Origin of the sequence: Nonlabens sp., assembly GCF_965657255.1 — a bacterium.
Taxonomy (GTDB): Bacteria; Bacteroidota; Bacteroidia; order Flavobacteriales; family Flavobacteriaceae; genus Nonlabens.
Genome location: NZ_CBFHNM010000007.1, coordinates 77,567 through 97,321 on the forward strand (window position 1 = coordinate 77,567; position 19,755 = coordinate 97,321).

Consider the following 19,755-nt stretch of genomic DNA (forward strand, 5'->3'; position numbering starts at 1 on the left):
ATCAATATTATTATAAAATAACTAGCTTTTCAATCTTGCTAGACGATTTATTAGTTAACGTCGATTTTACCGTAATCTTATAAATATAAACTCCTTTTCCTAATCTCTGACCAAAATCGTCTCTTCCATCCCAAGTGATTTCTCGAGAAGTGAAACCAGTGGTGGTAAGATTATGATTCTTACTCCAGACCACTTTACCACTAACGGTCATAACCTGTACTTGAACATCTAATGGCTCAAAAGGTCTGTTATGATTGAACCAAAACTCTGTATAACTAGTGAAAGGATTAGGATAGTTTAATACTCTAGTAAGTTCTACACCGTCTGATTCTGAAACGACAAATTGAATTTCATTCATCGCACTATTGTTATAAGTATCCCAAGCGGTTATTTTAAGAGTATGCAATCCAGGTTCGATATCTCTTAAAGGAAAAAACACTTTTCCACTTGTAAAATCATCTTCATTTGCTTCATAATAGTCATTAAGTATAAAAGGATTAGTCTCATCACCGTCAAGAATCCCTGTAATATCATGACCTATCCCGCTAGAAGTGTTGATACCATTCTCATCATTTAGAAAGGCAAGTAAAAATGGATCACTATCTGTAATACCTCCAGAAACAAAATTAGTATCATTCATGAATAATTCTACTTCTGGACCTACATCATCTGATGGCGCATTACGATTAATACCGCCCATTCTTATATCTTGAGAAAAACCATTTTGATCTTCAGGAATATTATCTCTTTTTGCATAAAAAGAAACGCGACCATTACCTATGGGTATTTGCGTGTCTCGTGGCATGACAAATTCAAACTCAAACTCGCCATTAACTATTGTTGCCTGACCTCTAAACAATGCCTCTCCTAATTGATTAAAAGGTAATATAACAATTGGATCTCCTGTAACAGATGTATCTCTAGTACCATCATTTGCTAATGTTTGTCGATTGACATTTTTATCATAAACAGTAACAAACAAGTTCCCGTTATAATCAGGTATACGAACCCCAGAAAAAGTCTGGACTTCTCCTCCTAAACGCACGCGATCAAGAGCTCTTAGGACGTCTGTATTTGTAGCAATGGGATTACCATTTACTGTTGTAAGCTCTACTTTAGGAACTGGAAAAGCTAATTTTAAAGCAGGATCTCCAATAAAAGCAATCACCCTTCTTGTTTCCCTTCCTTGAAATTGCGGATCAATTTTAGAGAGACGCAATGCTTCAGCCATAGAAATAGGCTCTATATTATCGTAACCAAATAAATATTGATCAATAATATTATTAAAACTGGACCCAACATTTACAAAGATCAACCTATTAGTTGCTACTGTAGAAATAGCGCCTCCTTGCGGATTCAAATACGTCAACTCTCCACCGCTAACCCTTAATGGATTATCATATCGAGTAAACTCACAAGTCACCGTAATAAATAAAGGTAAAGTATTAGGATTGCGCAAGTTTTGAACTAGAGACTGTGTGATTACAAATTCCCTAGCAAGACCATCTTCATTACCATGACCAAAGTAATTAATCACTAAAGAACCTTGTTCAAAAGCGTCTCTTATATCATTAACTGCGTCAGGATATTTAGGGCCTCCAGCGGTACTAAATTGCTGGTAACTATCTAATAAAATTTTATTTATGTTATAATCTGGACGATTAGCAAAAATCTCATCTCCTAGATCATTTACATTTTCTTGTAAAATCTTGTCGCTTAAAATATCTACATCGTCTCCTATTAATGTAATGTTATTTCTCCATTTATTAAACGCCGGCTCCGCAGTATAACTTATCACCTTGTCAACCATTTCTCGAGCTTCTTGCAGATCACTGACAATCATTCGACCTACTGCTAGATCCATCAAATCAGTTCGGGAAACAGTTCCTTCTCCATTGTCCATAAACACAAAGAAATCATCTGTACAATAAGATGTTGTCAAAGATTCACTGTTACGCGATAAATATGTAGGCACAATATTATCCCTAACTCTAATCCTATCCTTATAGTCATAACTAGTGTCACCGAATAAGTTTAAATATTGTATCCTATTTGCAGGTGAAGATGCGTTATCATAAATATATCTAACAAAATTCCTAATCGCACTTATATCCTGTCTTCCCTCAGAAAATTCATTATAAATTTCTTGTAAGGTTACCACTTTGGTATTCAAATTATTCTCTGTAATGTGATAATTTGCTAATCGCTGCGCCTCTGACTCAAGGAAAGCTGGTGTGACAATTAAATAGTCAATATCTCTAAAAACACCAGACCGATCGTCAAATATGGTTCCCTTAAGATTTTGATTTTCAACGCGATTATTGCTTATAGAAACAACGTTAAAATAATCAGAAGTATCAATAGCGAGATATTCTTTTATTTGTCCACCATTATCTACAAAAGAAAAATTTGCATCTTGACCTAAATTAGAAACCTTACGCACATTATAAGGATCAGTAATATCCCAAACTTCATTTATATCAGTAGCATTACTAAACTGATATTGAACAACCCCAGTCTGACCAGCCGCCGCAGGCACGCTTAATCGAAATTGCTGTCCAACACCTGTTAAAGATTGAGGCACTTCCAGACTGATGTAATCTAAATATCCTGACGCACCAGGATTACCAGAGTTATCATACGTAAGCGTAACAGTAACGTCATTAGTAGAAATATTAGTATTTGTGTTTAACAGTACTGCCCTTCTTGCAGCATCAATATTTTGACCTGCTAGACCGCCATAAGAAGAATTACCTAACGCATTTCCATTTATAGAAATAGACATTGAGGTAGGGTTATCTGCGACTGCACCTGTGGCTATTCTGACTGTTGCAGGCAAAGTATTTAAGACATTATTAAATTCAAATTCAAAAGACTGTTCTGACTCAAAATCAAATCGCTCGCCATACCATAAACGACCTATGGATGCAATATTTCTTTCATCCACTTCATAATGCTTTTTAGCATAAAAGTAATCATAAGTAACTGCTGGAACACCACTAGGTTGTATAAGTGGTAAAATACGCTTTCCTATGGCACCATCCACCGTTATGTAATAGTATGCATCATCTGTATAAGGATTAATAAAACTATCATTTTCTACAACATAATCAGAATCAGTTGCGACACCATAAAAAAGTATTTCATCATTACCATCAAATCTTCCGTCACTTTCTCCAGTTACAGTGATAGCAATTTCAGGAGAATCATAAAATTGGTCATCACTATTCACCGCAGGAAGAGACTTTCCTCCATGACCATAAATCTTAATCCTCGTAGGGTCTATAGAATTCACATCAATACCTAGACCTGAAAGAAATGAGCGACTAATTCTATTCACCCCAGTTTTATCCACTTTAAACCGGTACCAGTTTCCAGAAGCTAAAATAGAATTACCAAAAACAGCATTCTTAGCTCTAAAGTTTGGACCAGCTAACTCGTACTTGTAATCAAAAGAGATCACCTTTTTATATTGATTTCCCTGTTTATAAATAGGTGAGATACTTATTTGAGCATAATTACGCTTTCGCGAAAGCGCATTTCTTAAAGAATATTGAAACTCACTAGGGATTTTTGATTTATCTAACTGCCCTAAATCTGCTGAACTAACATTTTGAGTTCTTAAATTTGAAATACTTAATGAAAACTCATCTGCTTTTTGTTTTATCTCAAAACTTTTTATCCAAAATAATTTCCCATCTGAAAACTCATGATTTTGATTAAAAAAAGGAATTTTAAGTTGCTGATTCCCTATATCAAAAGATTTAAACGATTGCCATTCAACTAACTCACTACCGCTCTGTGCAAGCGTGGTAATACTAAGAAAGAAGGTAATTATATAAAAAAAATGCTTCATCAATTGATTAACGGTGATTATCAAAAATTAGTATGCGATAAAATTTCACAAAATATTATGAAAATGAGTAATAAACGTTATTTCAAACCGTTTAATAAACTTGAACGCCAAATGTAACGCGAATAATGTAAATTTATGCTTTCGTATTAAATTGAAATAATTATATTGCGACTCATTTTTCAAAACAAATTCTTAAAATGAAGAAGTACTTTGTAGTAAAAGCAGTCTTTGCACTCTTCGCTGGAATAGCGATAGTGAGTTGTGGTGGTGGAAACGATTACACATCTACATCTAGGGGAACTGGATGGGACGTTACCGGTAAAAACGGTTTTGAATTGAATACTAAATATAAAGAACAAGCTACTGGTCCAGGACTTGTATTTATAGAAGGAGGAACCTTCACTATGGGTCGTGTCAAGGATGATCCTATGCACGATTGGAACAACACTCCTAATCAACAGCATGTTCAATCCTTTTATATGGATGAAACTGAAGTTACTAATGGAATGTACCTTGAAATGTTAGAATTTATAAAGGCAGTATTCCCACCAGAAGATGAAGAGTATCGTAACATCTATAACGGAGCTGTTCCTGATACTTTAGTATGGAGAAACCGATTGGGCTACAATGAAGAAATGACTAAAAATTACCTACGTCATCCAGCTTATCAAAATTACCCAGTAGTAGGTGTTACATGGATTCAATCTGTAGAATACGCAAACTGGAGAACAGAACGTGTAAACGAACTTATTCTTAACCAACAAGGCTACACTTCAAAAGACGCCATAACAAATCAAGAGGCAGGATCCACATTTAATACAGAAACGTATTTAAACGCACCTACTTTAACCTATGGTGGTGATGAAGAAAAAACTAAAGGTGGTAAAAGATCTCAGTCGTTAGAAAAGAAAAAAGCAGCTAAAGCAGCTAAAGCCGGCGATGGAACTGGAGAAGCAAAAGGACTTTATGTTACCCGAAAAGATGGTATTATCTTACCAGGTTACAGATTACCAACAGAAGCAGAATGGGAATATGCAGCATTAGGTTTAGGAAGTTTACGCGAGTATAATGCTTATCGTGGTAGAAAAAAATACCCATGGGATGGACAATATACAAGAAGCGGGAAACGTAAAAGTAGAGGAGATCATATGGCTAACTTTAAGCAAGGTGATGGAGATTACGGTGGTATAGCTGGATGGAGTGATGATGGCGCTGATATTACTGCTCCTGTAAAATTTTATGAGCCTAACGATTTTGGAGTTTATGAAATGGCAGGTAATGTTTCTGAATGGGTTGCTGATGTGTACAGACCAATGGTAGATGATGAATTCAATGACTTTAATTACTACAGAGGTAACGTGTACACAAGAAACAAAATTGGTGCTGATGGAATGATTGCTGTAGTAAGTGCAGACTCTATTCCTTACGACACTTTAAGCAATGGTAAACTAATTGCACGAGCTTTACCAGGTGAAATACAACAAGAGTCCATAGATGACAACGAGACTTATTTAAGAACTAACTTTGACAGGAGTGATAACCGTGATTTCCGTGATGGTGATTCTCAATCAACAAAATATTTTGATAAGCCAGAACGTCTTAGTGACAAAAATAATAGCATGTATAACTCTCCTAATCACAGTGTAAGTATTGACTCTTTAGGAAACTTAGATCGTCAATATGACAAAGAATCTAGCAGAACTTCTTTAATCAACAATGAGGTAAGAGTTATAAAAGGAGGGTCATGGAGAGATAGAGCTTATTGGCTAGATCCTGCAGCTAGAAGATCATATCCACAAGACATGGCAAAAGATGATTTAGGTTTCCGTTGCGCAATGTCAAGAGTAGGATCAAAAGCAAAGAAAACTAAGAGATCTCGTAATTAATAAAACGACTACTTTCATAATAATCAAAAAGCCCTTAATTTAAGGGTTTTTTTTATATCCTTTATTTAAATAGAATGATCCCAAAACTGCACAATATATTTCTAGATTCCACTGGCGTTAACACAGATACGAGAAAAATCGTTAAAGGAAATTTATTCTTTGCTCTTACTGGTGAAAATTTTGATGGCAATCTTTACGTTGAAAAGGCACTAGAAAATGGAGCCATGCACGTTGTTACAAGCAATATAAAATGGAAAAACAATTCTAAAGCAACTGTAGTAGAAGATGTATTGTTATGCCTTCAACAACTCGCTACTTTTCATAGAAACTACATAAATATACCTATAATTGCCCTGACAGGAAGTAACGGAAAGACAACTACAAAAGAGTTGATTCTTTCTGTATTATCTACTAAACTGCGAGTAAAAGGCACTAAAGGCAATTTAAACAATCACATAGGCGTCCCTCTTACATTGTTATCATTTGACAACAGTTTACATGTTGGAATCATTGAAATGGGCGCAAACCACCCAAAAGAAATTGAAGCTCTTTGCGACATCGCGCAGCCTAATTTTGGACTAATAACCAATTATGGAAAAGCTCATTTAGAAGGTTTTGGAAGTATTGAAGGCGTTAAAACTAGTAAAAGTGAATTGTATACATATCTTAAACAAAACAAAAGGACCGTGATTATTGGCAGATGGGATCCTGAACAAATCGTACGCTCATTAGGAATTAAACAAGTCCTTACTCCAGAAAATACATCCGTATATTCAGAAACTCCATACTTAACATTTATCACAGACGGTGAGTTGATAAAAACAAACCTTACTGGAACATACAATTACCATAATGCACTTTTTGCTTACACCGTAGGCGTATTAATGGATATCGATAAAGCAGACATAGTTAAAGGATTGAGTAATTACATACCTAGCAATAATAGATCACAAATAATAAAGAATGGAAAAACCAAGATTATACTTGACGCTTATAATGCAAATCCCAGCAGCATGAAAGTAGCTCTTGAAAACCTAGAGATTCAAGAAGCCCCATATAAATTAGCAATCTTAGGAGATATGTTTGAGTTAGGAAAATATGCAGAAGAAGAACATCAAAAAATAGCAACTTTTGCAGAAAAACTAATGATCAACGAAGTGATATTGATTGGAGAAAATTTTTGCAAAACGAAAGTTCAACGCTCAAAACAATATAAAAATAAAGAATGCTTTAATGAATCATTTACCTTGAACACTGATAAAGAGCAGACTATATTACTTAAAGGTTCAAGAGGTATAGGTTTAGAAAGTATTTTAGAACAGAAAGGCTTCAGGAAATAAAAAACTTTAAAAAAAAAATTAAAAAAAGCTTTCAACATATCAATAATTATGTAAATTTGCAACCGCTTGCGAGCAAAAGGTACCTTAGCTCAGTTGGTAGAGCAAAGGACTGAAAATCCTTGTGTCCCTGGTTCGATTCCTGGAGGTACCACAAAAGCCCGATCTTAGGATCGGGCTTTTTGCTTTTAAAATAGTTTTTATTTACAAAACCATAGTGAAATAGATTGTATGATTATAGCAATAGACATAGGAAACACTACCATAAAGATAGCGGTTATGGATCACAAGAATATTTATAAAGTTATTCGCTCTAATGTTAAAGAATTCACTACTGATTTAAGTAACCTACTTGATAACTTTAAAGACATACACGAGACAGCAATCTGTAACGTAGGTATTTTTCCAAAAGAATTACTACAATACCTTAAATTGAAGTTTGAAACTGTTTTTGAAGTTAACAACACCATTAAGTTACCGTTTAACAATCTTTATCAAAGCTTAACATTAGGTAACGACCGTATAGCGCTTGTAGCAGGAGCACTATCTTTATCTAAAAAAAACAAACCCATATTAGTTATTGACACTGGTACTTGCGTGACATATGACTTCATCGATGAAGACAGAAATTACTATGGTGGCGCCATATCACCAGGTTTGAGATTACGTTATGAATCTCTTCATAATTTTACAGCAAACTTACCGTTATTACATCCTGAGTACACTGAAGAATTAGTTGGAAACACCACTAAAACATCGATTCACAGTGGTGTTATGAATGGTTTGGCTTTAGAAGTAAAAGCTGCGATCAAACAGTATACTAAATCCAATAAGGATTTAGAAGTATTTATAACAGGAGGTGATAGTGAGCTATTGATAAAACAACTTAAAAACCGTTTCTTTGCCACGCCTTTTTTGATGCTTCACGGCATCTATTATTTATTCTTATTTAATAAAAATCTATGATCAGAAGTCTAATAATCGCTATAGTACTTTTTACCAGTATAAATAGTTTTGCTCAATCGCGCACTTCATCACCTTACTCCTTCTTTGGATTAGGACAACAAACATTTAAAGGTACTATTGAAAATCGCAGTATGGGTAGTATGCTTACCTACGTAGATAGTGTTCATATCAACTTAAGGAATCCAGCTGCATATGGAAACCTTAGGGTAACTACATATTCCTTAGGAGCAGTCCACTCTAAAACTTGGGCAACTACAGATACCGAAAATGATTCTTATGACGCTACTACCATTGAATATGTAAGTATTGGAATTCCAGTCGGCAAAAAATCCGCCTTTGGTTTTGGTCTTGTACCTTTCAATTCAGTAGGTTATGAAATTGGAAATGTAACAGAGACATTGTATTCTCGATACACTGGAGAAGGTAGTATTAGTAGAGCTTACTTTGGTTTAGGTTATAAAATCACCCCAGAATTGAGTATAGGTGGTGAATTCAGGTACAACTTTGGAGAAGAAACAAACTCTTCAAGTGTTGCGGTTGGTGACGTACAATTTGGAACTAACGAGAATAATGAAACAGACTTTAGCGGCGCCTCCTTTAATTTCGGCCTTCATTATCAAAAAATGATTAGTGACCAACTAGAATTACAAGCAAGTGCTGTCTATAGTCCAGAAAGTAATATAAATGCAAAAAATGAACGTACGTTTTCAAATTTCATATTAGGTGCAAACTTAACCGAAACAACAGTTAACCAAAGAGAATCAGAATTAAGCGAGGAAGACCTGAAACTACCTTCAGAGCTAACCTTAGGAGTAACTATCGGTAAACCACTTGAATGGAATATAGGCGTAGAATATTCTACAAGAGGAACAAGCGCCATTACCTCCAGATCTTTTGCCCCACAAGGTACTGTGTTTAAAGATGCAGATTCTTTCAGAGCTGGCGGATTCTACATCCCAAATTATAACAGTATTACTAGTTATTGGGATAGAGTTGTATACCGAGGTGGTATCCGTTATGAAGAATTGGGACTAGAATTAAGTGGCAACGGCGTCAATTCATCAGACATAAATGAGTTTGGCATATCTTTTGGGTTAGGATTACCGATTGGACGTGGTAACGGCTTTTCAAACGCTAATATCGGTGTAGAATTTGGCCAGCGAGGTACTCAAGACGCTGGACTTATAAAAGAGAGATTTGTTAATTTTTCTATTGGTTTATCACTGAACGATATCTGGTTTATTAAAAGAAAATACAATTAAGAACAATACAAACCATTATTATGAGACTTAAAAACACAATATTAATAGCTTTGACCTTGTTTAGTTTTGCTTTCGCGAAAGCGCAAGTATCACCAGAATGTGGGAATATGTTAAGCTTATTTGCAGAAGACGCAAAAGCAAAAAACTATGATGCGGCTTACAAGCAATTAAATCCTCTTATTGAGAAATGTCCTGACGCAAGTCTAGCCATATATCAATACGGTGAGCAGATCTATGAAAATAGATTAAAGAAAAAAGTAGGTGTTGAAAAAGATAATGTAACTGGTCTATTAAAGATGCTGAACACTCAAGTTTCTAACTACCCAGAAAAGGTAGATGTTACAAGAAAGAAAATTGAGATTGCTAGAACTATGCGCAAGTATAAAGTAGGTTCTACAGATGAGCAATTTAATATGTTAGATAACCTATTTAACACAGATCAAGAAAATTTTACTGATCCTAATGGTATGATGACTTACTTCTCACTTGCAGAGAAGCAATATAAAAGTAACAAACTTGATCTACAAAGACTTTTCAATATCTATGATAAATTAACTGGTCATATTGAATCTCTTCAAGATGAAAGATCTAAAGTAGTAGCTGATTTATTAACTAAGCAAGAAACTACAGATCTTACTGAAAAGGAAGAGAAAAATATAGGATACCAAGAAGCAAACCTAAAAAACTATGGTATTGTCATGGGAAGTGTGAACGGTACTTTAGGAGAACTTGCAGATTGTGATAAGTTAATCCCTTTGTATGATGCAGAATTTGAAACGAACAAGACTAATAAAGAATGGTTAAGTAATGTACTAGTAAGGTTACAAAAGAAAGACTGTACAGACGCACCGCTTTATATCAAATCTGTAAAGGCATTACACGCAATCAATCCAAGTGCTAAAACAGCTTTGGGATTAGGTAACATTGCTACTACAACAAAAGAGAAGTTTCAATACTGGGATCAAGCAATTGAATTAGGTATTGATAACGATGACAAAGCCTCTATCTACTACAAGAAAGGTAATATTTATAAGTCTCAAGGACAATTCGGTAGTGCAAGAAGAGCTTATCTAGATGCCACAGAGTTGAAACCATCTTTTGGACAACCATACTTAAAGATAGCTGATATGGTTGCCAATAGTACTGGAAGTTGTGGAGCAAATCCTTTAGAAAAAAGAGCTGTTTATTGGGTAGCTGCTCGATATGCAGAAAAGGCTGGAAGAGTAGATCCTTCCTTAAAAAGAACAGCTGCTAAATATGTAGCTAGTTACAATGGTGCCGCACCTAGCAAGAGAGACATTTTCTCTAATCAAGATTATAATTCTGGCCAGACGATAACTTTTAATTGCTGGGTAGGAGAATCTGTAAGAATACCAAATTTCTAATGAGAAATCATTTTCACATATTAAAAATCACGATCACGGCTTTTGCCGTGATCTGTTTTTTTGCGTCATGTGATGATAACCTTAAAGCCATTCAAAAAATGGAAATAGCATCTAACGAACCTGTGGGCGAAGTAGATAAAATGCTATTGAAACATACCGATAGTGGAAAGCTTCAACTGACTTTACAAGGTAAAACCATGTTAGACTTTTCTAACGATCAGTTTCCTTACACACAGTTTCCTGACGGTATTAAAGTGCAAGTCTATGAATATAAAAATGACTCTACACAGATCACAAGCATTACCGCAGACTCTGGTACTCTTTACGACCTAACTAACTTAGTCGATTTAAAAGGAAATGTAAATATTGTTACCAGTGATAGCATTACATTTAAAGGGTCTCAATTGTACTGGGATCAGACAGCAAAGTGGATTTTTACTAACGAGCCACCTTTTGAAATTTTAATAAAAGATTCAAAAACAAACCAAGAATTAGGTCGTACATCTGCATCCATTTTAGACGCAAATGAAGACTTCTCTATTTATCAAGCAAGAGAGCCTAATGATACCTTTATACCAAAATCAAAACAATGAGTAAATTTTTTAAATACTTCGAATACGCCTATATAATTTTTGCCGTGATTTTCATCATTACAGGATTTTATGAATTAGGCAACAACCCTAATCAAGCCTACCTGCTTTTTGGTATGGCAATAGTTGCAATTTTTATGTTCTTCTTTAAGCGACGTTTTCGTCGTAGATTTGAAGAACGCAATAAATAAAAATGCTCCTACAGATACTTATTATTATCTTGATGCTAGTCTCGAGCGCTTTCTTCTCAGGAATGGAAATCGCTTATGTATCTTCTAACAAGATCCATATTGAGCTTGAAAAGCGTCAAAACAACTTTATAGGTCGTGTCTTGCGCAATTTAACCGTAAAACCATCTAAGTTTATTATTACCATGCTTATAGGTAATAGTATCTCATTAGTCGTTTATGGTTTTGCCATGGAATCATTAATGAGCGGTTACCTAGTAAACGCATATCCACAATATGCAGATGCGTTAAACAACTTACTTACTCAAACAGTTCTAACAACGCTCATTATATTGTTAACGGCTGAGTTTTTACCTAAAGTATTTTTTCAAATCTATTCTAATGAATTGTTGAAGTTCTTTACTTTGCCAGCTTATGTTTTCTATTTACTATTCTGGCCGGTATCCTGGTTTTGTATTCAAATATCTGATTTTATACTAAAAACTTTTTTTAAATCAGATGGTGATGCACTGCAGCTTACCTTTTCAAAACTAGAGTTAGGAAATTACATTACCGAACAAATGGAAAGTGTCCAGATTCAAGAAGATCTAGATACGGAAATTCAGATTTTTCAAAACGCACTAGACTTTGGTGGTCTGAAAGCTAGAGAAGTAATGGTACCTAGAACAGAAATGATCGCTGTGCATCAAGATACAGATGTTAAAGAGCTCAATAAAAAGTTTGTTTCTACTGGACTTTCAAAAATTCTCATTCATGAAGATACTATTGACGACATTACTGGCTATGTTCATAGTTTTGACCTATTCAAATCTCCAGAAAGCATTGAAAAAGTTAAACGTAACGTAATCAATGTGCCAGAAACGATGCTGGCCAAAGATGTTTTAAGCCTATTAATTAAAAGGCATAAAAGTATCGCCATTGTGCTGGATGAATATGGTGGGACCAGCGGCTTAATTACTGTAGAAGATATTATCGAAGAACTTTTTGGAGAGATAGAAGATGAGCATGATTCTGACTCTTTAATTGACCAACAAATAAGCCAGACAGAGTTTAGGTTAAGTGCACGCCTAGAGGTAGATCAAATCAATGAAAATTACAAACTAGACCTTCCAGAAAGTGATCAATATGAAACCTTAGGTGGACTTATTGTTAATGAAACCGCTGGCATACCAGAAGAAGGAGACATTGTGGTCATCAATGGCAACATCTATAAAATCTTAGAAAAATCTGATAATAAGATAGATCTAGTACACCTTACTTTAGGAGAGCCAGAGTAGTTTTTCATCTCTTCATTATACTCAAATAACGATAGGTCATGTATAAAGCTTGTAGTGATTCCGCTTTCGCGAAAGCGGAAAACGCATCATCTTCACTACCCTATTCCTTTTTATGCTAAAAACATGGTTTTAAAGGTGTCTCACGCTTTATTTATTAGGCGGAAAACACTATTTTCGCCCTCATTAAAAAATTAAATCAACAACAATGGCGATATTAGGTAAAATTAGAAATCAAGGAGTTATTCTGATTTTAGTAATTGCACTAGCATTATTTGCATTTATTATTCAAGGTGTCCTTACATCAGATGGACAGAAACAAGCTGATGCTGTAGGATATGTAGGCGATACAGAAATTAATCGTGAAAGTTTTGCAAGAAAAGTAGAAAATGCTTCTCAAAACAGAGGTGCTAATTTCTCTCAAGTTCAGGCTGTAAAATCAGTATGGGATCAAGAGGTTAGAAACGCAGTACTAGCACAACAAATTGAAGCAGCTGGAATACAAGTTACCGATTCAAAAGTTGCTGATCAAGTTAAAGCAAACTACAAGAGCAATCCACAGTTTCAAAATGAAGATGGATCTTTTTCTGAAGCACAATTTGCCACATTTGTAAAAAGTATCAATCCAGACGTGTGGAACGATTATGTACAAGGTACAGCATCTATAGCAAAACAGGAGTTGTTTTTTAACCTTTTAAAATCTGGACTAACAGCAACAAATGCTGATGGTGAAATGGAATACAGAATGGAAAATGACAATCGCTCTTTTTCATATGTGACTGTACCTTATACTACTATTCCAGATGGTGACATAGAAATAACCAAATCAGAAATTGATGCTTATGTGAGTAAGCACAAAGAACAATTTAAGGTAGAAGCACAACGTAATATTGAGTTTACTCTCTTTGAAGACAAAGCGTCACAAACAGACAAAGATGCTCTTAAAGCAGATTTGAACAAACTTCTTACTTCACAAACGCAACGTAATCTTAATACTAATAAAGATTATACTATTCCTGCTATAACAGACGCTAAAGACCTTGGTGCTTATGTGGCACAAAACAGTGATTTACCTTATGACAATCGTTATGTTATGGTTTCTAATCTACCAGCCGCTGCAAAAGGAGTAACTAATGTAGATAAAGGAAATACTTTTGGACCATATGTAGATGGTGAATACATGAAACTATCACTGGTAGAAGATAGAAAAGTGATCAATGATAGTGTTCAAAACAGACATATTTTAATCGCATATGCTGGCGCTGAAAGAGCTGACCCATCAATTACAAGAAATAAAGAAGCTGCAAAGAAAACTGCAGATAGTATCTTTAACATCATAGGTCAGAATAAAGGAACTTTTGATTCTAAATTTGAATACTTTAAAGAAAACAAAGAAGTAGCAAATGGTCAGGACATCGGTTGGGTTATATATTCTGGTAACGCTAGAAACTATGCTGCTGGATTTACTAAGTTCTTGTATGCAAATGATAAAGGAACTGTAGGAATTACAGAATCTAATTTTGGATACCACATTATTAGAATAGATGACACCGCTGCACCTACAGATGCTATTAAACTAGCAACTGTTGCAAAAAGAATCGTTGCTTCAAAACAAACTGGAAAAGATCTATATACCAAAACAGTGAAATTTCAAAAAGCCGTTAAAACTGGCGATTTTGTAGCACTAGCAAAAGAAAATGGTGTAACGGTTACTCCTGTGAACAACTTAAAGCCACTAGACGAAACTTTACCTACTATTGGACAAAATAGAAGTATTGTAAAGTGGGCGTTTGAAGAAGATCGTTCTGTAGGAGATATTGAGCGTTTTGAAACTTCACAAGGATATGTGATTGTAAAACTTAATAAAAAGAGTGAGGCTGGAAACATGTCTAGTGAAGAGGCGAGTGCAAAAGTTACTCCTATCCTAAGAAAAGAGAAGAAAGCAAAATTGATCATGGAAAAAATCAAATCCACAAATCTAGCTGAAATTGCAAAAAATCAAGGGCAAACTACTAAAAATGCTGCAACCATCAATCGCAAGAACCCAACCATTCCAGGTGCAGGTGAAGAGCCTGTTGTAGTAGGAACCGCTTTTGGCCTTGCGCAAGGAGTCACTTCAAAACCTATCGCTGGTGAGAGCGGCGTATTTGTAATTAAGGTGACCAGTATTGAAACTGCTCCAGACTTACAAAATTATGCTTCTAACGCAAATAGCATTTCTACACAAGCTGCAAATCAATCTACAACTAAGTTAGTTGAAGCTTTGAAAAAATCAGTTGAGATTGAAGATAATAGAGCTGTTTTCTACTAAGAATATTAGTTCGTACAGATATCTAAAACGCCGCTCTTTTGAGCGGCGTTTTTGTGTTTAGTAGATACTAGTTTTGATTTAAATATTACAAATTATAGAACCACATCATCCCATCCATAAATCGTATCATAACCTTTCTTTAAAAAGTACTCCCGATCTGTTTGATCTCCTGTTGCCATTACAAAATCGCCGCCCCAACCGCCTAAAGATTTGATCGCACCTCTATAATCATCAAAGAGCTGTTTTTTTATAGGCTCTACACCTATTAAAGTAGATATAAGCACCTCATGCCTTTCAATAACTTGATTATAAGAAACAAGATCAATAGAAGCATTAATAAATGTTTGTGGCATATTACTCAATTCCATTCTGATATCCTCTGTAAGCAGCTCTTTATTAAACTGTGCGATAGAATCACGACTATCTTGCTTACGGTTAAGGTATACAAAGAAGATTTGATCTTTTATTGCTGGAGAAAAATGAACTTCCTCTATTGTAGGTTCTGCATTATTGTAATTATAAATAACTGGTTTTTGAGCTGTTGCACATGCTACATCATAACCACTACCGCCAAAACATTTGAACTGTAATTGATACGGATCGCATCCCAACCACTGCGCAACACAAGAAATTAAAGTAGAACTAGTTCCCATACCAGAATGACGGTCAAAATCCAAAGTCATTACTGCATCAAAACCACGTAATGAAGTATTTGAAGTGAGATGAAGAGCCGTATTTAGAATTTCACTTAATTTAAACGTAACTGGATTATCACAATTAATACAATCAGAGTATAAGTCGTTAACATTAGTCATCACTTGATACCACAAGTGACCATCACTATTATAGCTTTTCCACGTGATTTCTTGATCGTCTCGAGGTGTTATCTCCAGATATTGATTCAATTTTAACGGTATGGCTAGCGCAGGAACATTATTTAGCACAGCATATTCTCCTGTAATCAAAAACTTGCCGTGTGCAGTGAATTTCATAGTATCTTTCAAACTAAGATTCATTTTAAAACTTTATTCTTTAACAAACTTGACTGTACTTTGTCTTTCTCTATTAACGTGCAATTGCGTTACATCTGGACGAGAATAATGACCTACCACATCAAAATTTTGATGTTCCTCTAAGACTCTATTAAAATCTAGTGTTGCGTAGATAATTTCTTCTTTCCCTATTTGTGGTTCAATTATCCATTCTCCATCTGGTCCTGCGATACAACTACCGCCGTTAGTTAATACGTCAGGTGCATTCTTCAAAATTTCATCAATATATGGCGTATTTGCAGGAAAGTCAGTTTTAAACATTGTGCTAGAAACAGACAGCACATAGCAGCGCCCTTCTCTTGCTATAAATCTAGTGATGTCTTTTGTATTGTGATCACTACCTGGCCAGCAAGCCACGTGTAAATTAGTTCCTTGTGCATACATAGCAGCGCGTGGTAATGGCATCCAGTTCTCCCAACAATTCAAACCACTCACAGTAAAATCCTTTAATTTATGCGTTTCTAAACCATTTCCATCTCCTGGTGACCAGGTCAATCGCTCATCGTATGTAGGTTGTAATTTACGATGTACACTTTGAATGACTCCATTCTGGTCGATATACACCATGCTGGCATATAAGCTGTGTCCACCTCTATCTTCTGGTCGTTCTATAACTCCTAAATAGATGGATATTTTTTCCGCTTTCGCGAAAGCGCACACCGCATCTAGCTCTCCTTTTTCTATACAAATAGCATTCAATGCATAGTGTCTGTGCAATTCTTTTACCTCTTTTTTATTCCAAGCAGCGCCATCCGTAAGAGCTAACCAAAACGGATAACCTGGCAATAATCCTTCTCCAAAGACAACGAGCTCTGCATTTTCCTGAACAGCATCTTTCAATGCCGACAGGATCTTTTCTAATGTCGCTGTTTTATCCAACCAGACCGGTGAGATTTGAGCAAGAGCCACTTTTATTTTTGAATTATTCATTAAAGGTGATTATTTTATTTTCTACTATTTGAGTCGTTTTCATTGTTTTAAAGCCGTAAGATTCTAGACTTTTAATCAGCTTTTTATCGTTAGAAGCATCTATTGTAAAATCATAGAATTCCTTGTCAGAAAAAGAATAAAAAAGATGAAGATCGCTGTATTCTGCTATTTTATCTAGAAAATCTTTAATAGTCGTTCTCTTAAATAAGAATGTGCCACTGGATTCAGAAAACGAACTATACTTATCTTCTATTGTTTTATCTAGCGTTTCTACATTATCTAATTCTATCGCAATGCCCTCTTTTTCAAATGGAACAGAGTTTACTTTTAGATTTAATTTCTTAAGAATTTCATTTGCAAAATCTTCACGGTAAGTAATAACTGGATCTGTATTGCGATACATTACTTGATATTTTTTGCTTCCTAACTTTTTAGGCAGCTTTATATCTCTTTCACTCATTTTCCAAGCTTTAGAAAGAACCTTATGTAAACTTATAGAATTAGAAGCAAACATATCTGGCGCTTCTATACTCATAGGATCCTTAAACTTAGATTCAGAAATATCGATGTACTTCTGTTCTGTTTTTTCAACAAATTTATACCATTCCATAAAAGAATTAAAACTGTCAGAAATTGCATCTGCTTGCATTTCTTCCATTTCTTCTTTTTCTTGAATCTCTTCTATAGAGTTTTCACCTTTTAAGGTTCCATTTATAAATTGATCCATAATTTCTTCTGTGAGAAATCGCGGTGTACCTATCCACTGAATGATATTCTTATTATCAATCAAAACAATCATAGGTAACTCTGTATAATCAGAATCTGGTTTACCATACGCCTTACTAGTCTCTAAAGAAGTATCGCTTGCAACAGCACTTTTAAACTCTATACGCTCCACTGTTCTTTTTACTTTGCTGGTTTCTTCGTTACTTAAAGAAATAAAAGTAGCTTGATCTTGGTATTTATCAACCAAATCATTCATATGCGGTACAGAAGCAATGCATGGAGCACACCATGTTGCCCAAAAGTCTATAACGATAAATTGATTAGATAAATTTGGGTTTTCTGGTTCATTTTGAACCCATTCGGTAATCATAATTTCAGGAGCTTCTTCTCCCACAGATATATTTAACTGACCAAAACAATTCAATGAAACTAAAAACGAAATAACTAAAAAATAATACTTCATAATTTTAAATTAAGGTTTTCAGACGTTCTAAAATAACTGGTAAGTCTATTAACAAAATGGAGAACACGCCCACAGCAATAATCATTTTTAAAATAAAATGAATCAGTAAATATTCTCTCTTTCTTCTGGAAGACCATATCAATGGTAAACAAACTAAAAGTGCACCAGCAATCAATGCAAAATAGTATTTCATAAAACCAATGTCAAAAAACTGAATCAAAACAGCAATAGGTATTATGGTCAATAGGGTTAAAAAAGTATAAAACTGCTTACTCACTTTTTCTCCTAAAACTACCGGAATAGTTCTATAATTTTGAGCGAGATCACCACGTAAATTTTCTAGGTCTTTAACTAATTCTCTCATTCCTAAAATCAAAAATAGAAAACCACCGTGAACTAAAATGACCGGATAAAAGTTTTTGTAATACATAAACAGCACAAAAAACGGAGTTACCGCGAGTAACGCTGCCATCAAATTACCTGCAAATAGAATTCTTTTAAGTTTATGAGAATACAACCACATCGCAAAAATATAAAACGCAAAAAACAATCCTGCGCGCCATGATACAATACTTCCTAGAACAAAAGCGATCCCATTAACCGTGAAATAAACCGACCATAAAGTAGACCTACTCACCTTATTTTCCAACAATGTTTTTTGAGGTCGATTGATCAAATCCTTTTCTCGATCGTAAAAATTATTGATTATATAGCCGCCTGCAATAGCAGCGCTAGAAGCTATAATAATTAACCACAATCTATAATCCAGTAAAATAGTTTTTACAGTAAGCTCTGGTGCGATGATAAAAATAGCAGCTAGCAATTGAGCAATAGCGACTATAGTTACATTATACAATCGTACACTAGAAAAAAGACTCAAAGCCTTTACTAAAAAAGTTTTGAAGTTGCTTTTGGTTTTCAATGAATATGTTTCGTCTGCATTCACAGAGCTAATTTAACACATAGGTTTCACAATCGCCTTTATTTAAGAAGAGGTTATAAGGTTGTTCTATTATCAAATGAAACTCATTAAGCAACTTAACAAATAGATGAAAAGAATAGAAAAAGAACTTACTCCTTAATCAGTACTCGATCACCAGCACTATGACTTGAAAACTCTGGTGCATACATGCTTTCTAAAGTAGTAATACCGTTTGAAAAGTTACCAGCATTATTTGCTCTTACTTCATACTCAAAAACATAGGTTCCTTTAGAAACATTATCAAAAAAGAAGTGCGTAGCAACATCTTTGGTACTTTGATAGTAGCCTAATCCACCTGGTTCAAACTCATAGGTATGTTCAAATGTATCTTCTGAAGATTTAAGATTTATCTCTTTAGAAAAAGCAATTCTATTTTCAGTTTGTGCAGCTTTTAAATTTGCTTTGAATATAGAATCACTGTTAGATGTGATTCTATCAAAGTCATAAGGTACTTTAATAAAATAAATGCTTGCATTATCTACATTACGATAGGTTATAACACCACGGTGTAACTCTTTAGGAATAATATTGTTTTGATGTTGAATAC

14 protein-coding genes, 1 tRNA gene and 1 pseudogene are annotated in these 19,755 nt (G+C 34.7%); 10 read left to right on the forward strand and 6 right to left on the reverse strand.

Features of this window, described 5'->3' with window-relative positions; genetic code table 11:
- Positions 1 to 10: 10 nt before the first annotated feature.
- The gene (gene porU / locus ACTF54_RS09440) at positions 11 to 3,856 is read right to left on the reverse strand and encodes a type IX secretion system sortase PorU (protein WP_347196887.1); all 3,846 of its coding nucleotides are present in this window, start codon (positions 3,854 to 3,856) and stop codon (positions 11 to 13) included.
- Positions 3,857 to 4,053: 197 nt separating this feature from the next.
- On the opposite strand from porU, the gene gldJ reads away from it, so the two are divergent.
- From gldJ to ACTF54_RS09490, 10 genes are all read left to right on the forward strand, one after another.
- Entirely contained in the window at positions 4,054 to 5,742 is a 1,689-nt protein-coding gene (gene gldJ, locus ACTF54_RS09445) for a gliding motility lipoprotein GldJ (RefSeq protein ID WP_347196888.1), read from the forward strand.
- A 74-nt stretch (positions 5,743 to 5,816) separates the two neighbouring features.
- On the forward strand, positions 5,817 to 7,082 hold the full coding sequence (locus tag ACTF54_RS09450) for a UDP-N-acetylmuramoyl-tripeptide--D-alanyl-D-alanine ligase (RefSeq protein WP_347196889.1): 1,266 nt from the start codon (positions 5,817 to 5,819) through the stop codon (positions 7,080 to 7,082).
- A 78-nt stretch (positions 7,083 to 7,160) separates the two neighbouring features.
- Positions 7,161 to 7,233: transfer RNA gene (locus ACTF54_RS09455), tRNA-Phe, on the forward strand.
- A gap of 77 nt (positions 7,234 to 7,310) precedes the next feature.
- Positions 7,311 to 8,045, forward strand: coding sequence for a type III pantothenate kinase (locus tag ACTF54_RS09460; protein ID WP_347196890.1), 735 nt, complete (start codon positions 7,311 to 7,313; stop codon positions 8,043 to 8,045).
- Positions 8,042 to 9,307: a hypothetical protein gene (locus ACTF54_RS09465; protein ID WP_347196891.1), complete on the forward strand. Its 1,266-nt coding sequence runs from the start codon at positions 8,042 to 8,044 to the stop codon at positions 9,305 to 9,307. Before ACTF54_RS09460 ends, ACTF54_RS09465 begins: the two co-directional genes overlap by 4 nt.
- Before the next feature lie 20 nt (positions 9,308 to 9,327).
- Positions 9,328 to 10,692: a tetratricopeptide repeat protein gene (locus ACTF54_RS09470; RefSeq protein ID WP_347196892.1), complete on the forward strand. Its 1,365-nt coding sequence runs from the start codon at positions 9,328 to 9,330 to the stop codon at positions 10,690 to 10,692.
- Positions 10,692 to 11,285: an LPS export ABC transporter periplasmic protein LptC gene (lptC, locus tag ACTF54_RS09475; RefSeq protein WP_347196893.1), complete on the forward strand. Its 594-nt coding sequence runs from the start codon at positions 10,692 to 10,694 to the stop codon at positions 11,283 to 11,285. The genes ACTF54_RS09470 and lptC overlap by 1 nt, the downstream gene beginning before the upstream one ends.
- Entirely contained in the window at positions 11,282 to 11,473 is a 192-nt protein-coding gene (locus ACTF54_RS09480) for an LPXTG cell wall anchor domain-containing protein (RefSeq protein ID WP_347202044.1), read from the forward strand. The genes lptC and ACTF54_RS09480 overlap by 4 nt, the downstream gene beginning before the upstream one ends.
- Before the next feature lie 2 nt (positions 11,474 to 11,475).
- Positions 11,476 to 12,747 (forward strand): hemolysin family protein, encoded by a 1,272-nt coding sequence (locus tag ACTF54_RS09485; RefSeq protein WP_347196895.1) that lies wholly within the window; start codon positions 11,476 to 11,478, stop codon positions 12,745 to 12,747.
- A 205-nt stretch (positions 12,748 to 12,952) separates the two neighbouring features.
- Positions 12,953 to 15,055 (forward strand): peptidylprolyl isomerase, encoded by a 2,103-nt coding sequence (locus ACTF54_RS09490; RefSeq protein WP_438969222.1) that lies wholly within the window; start codon positions 12,953 to 12,955, stop codon positions 15,053 to 15,055.
- A gap of 92 nt (positions 15,056 to 15,147) precedes the next feature.
- Here the strand turns inward: ACTF54_RS09490 and ACTF54_RS09495 are convergent, their stop codons facing one another.
- The 5 genes and pseudogenes from ACTF54_RS09495 to ACTF54_RS09515 all read right to left on the reverse strand — a co-directional run.
- Positions 15,148 to 16,071, reverse strand: coding sequence for a GYDIA family GHMP kinase (locus tag ACTF54_RS09495; RefSeq protein ID WP_347196897.1), 924 nt, complete (start codon positions 16,069 to 16,071; stop codon positions 15,148 to 15,150).
- Between the two features lie 9 nt (positions 16,072 to 16,080).
- Positions 16,081 to 17,037: a carbon-nitrogen hydrolase family protein gene (locus ACTF54_RS09500; RefSeq protein ID WP_347196898.1), complete on the reverse strand. Its 957-nt coding sequence runs from the start codon at positions 17,035 to 17,037 to the stop codon at positions 16,081 to 16,083.
- Complete coding sequence (locus ACTF54_RS09505; protein ID WP_347196899.1) at positions 17,030 to 18,226, reverse strand: TlpA family protein disulfide reductase; 1,197 nt, start codon at positions 18,224 to 18,226, stop codon at positions 17,030 to 17,032. The genes ACTF54_RS09500 and ACTF54_RS09505 overlap by 8 nt, the downstream gene beginning before the upstream one ends.
- Before the next feature lie 4 nt (positions 18,227 to 18,230).
- Positions 18,231 to 19,106 carry a geranylgeranylglycerol-phosphate geranylgeranyltransferase gene (locus ACTF54_RS09510; RefSeq protein WP_438969223.1) on the reverse strand — a complete coding sequence of 292 codons (876 nt, stop codon included), beginning with the start codon at positions 19,104 to 19,106 and terminating at the stop codon, positions 18,231 to 18,233.
- Between the two features lie 191 nt (positions 19,107 to 19,297).
- Positions 19,298 to 19,501: pseudogene (locus tag ACTF54_RS09515) on the reverse strand (hypothetical protein); the annotation flags it as partial.
- Between the last annotated feature and the right edge of the window lie 254 nt (positions 19,502 to 19,755).

Excerpts from the sequence above, each read along its gene's own strand:
- ACTF54_RS09500 (WP_347196898.1), bottom strand. The coding sequence starts at position 17,037 with ATGAATAATTCAAAAATAAAAGTGGCTCTTGCTCAAATCTCACCGGTC.
- ACTF54_RS09450 (WP_347196889.1), top strand. The coding sequence starts at position 5,817 with ATGATCCCAAAACTGCACAATATATTTCTAGATTCCACTGGCGTTAAC.
- ACTF54_RS09495 (WP_347196897.1), bottom strand. The coding sequence starts at position 16,071 with ATGAATCTTAGTTTGAAAGATACTATGAAATTCACTGCACACGGCAAG.
- ACTF54_RS09505 (WP_347196899.1), bottom strand. The coding sequence starts at position 18,226 with ATGAAGTATTATTTTTTAGTTATTTCGTTTTTAGTTTCATTGAATTGT.
- ACTF54_RS09490 (WP_438969222.1), top strand. The coding sequence starts at position 12,953 with ATGGCGATATTAGGTAAAATTAGAAATCAAGGAGTTATTCTGATTTTA.
- ACTF54_RS09470 (WP_347196892.1), top strand. The coding sequence starts at position 9,328 with ATGAGACTTAAAAACACAATATTAATAGCTTTGACCTTGTTTAGTTTT.
- lptC (WP_347196893.1), top strand. The coding sequence starts at position 10,692 with ATGAGAAATCATTTTCACATATTAAAAATCACGATCACGGCTTTTGCC.
- ACTF54_RS09465 (WP_347196891.1), top strand. The coding sequence starts at position 8,042 with ATGATCAGAAGTCTAATAATCGCTATAGTACTTTTTACCAGTATAAAT.
- ACTF54_RS09480 (WP_347202044.1), top strand. The coding sequence starts at position 11,282 with ATGAGTAAATTTTTTAAATACTTCGAATACGCCTATATAATTTTTGCC.
- porU (WP_347196887.1), bottom strand. The coding sequence starts at position 3,856 with ATGAAGCATTTTTTTTATATAATTACCTTCTTTCTTAGTATTACCACG.
- ACTF54_RS09485 (WP_347196895.1), top strand. The coding sequence starts at position 11,476 with ATGCTCCTACAGATACTTATTATTATCTTGATGCTAGTCTCGAGCGCT.
- gldJ (WP_347196888.1), top strand. The coding sequence starts at position 4,054 with ATGAAGAAGTACTTTGTAGTAAAAGCAGTCTTTGCACTCTTCGCTGGA.
- ACTF54_RS09460 (WP_347196890.1), top strand. The coding sequence starts at position 7,311 with ATGATTATAGCAATAGACATAGGAAACACTACCATAAAGATAGCGGTT.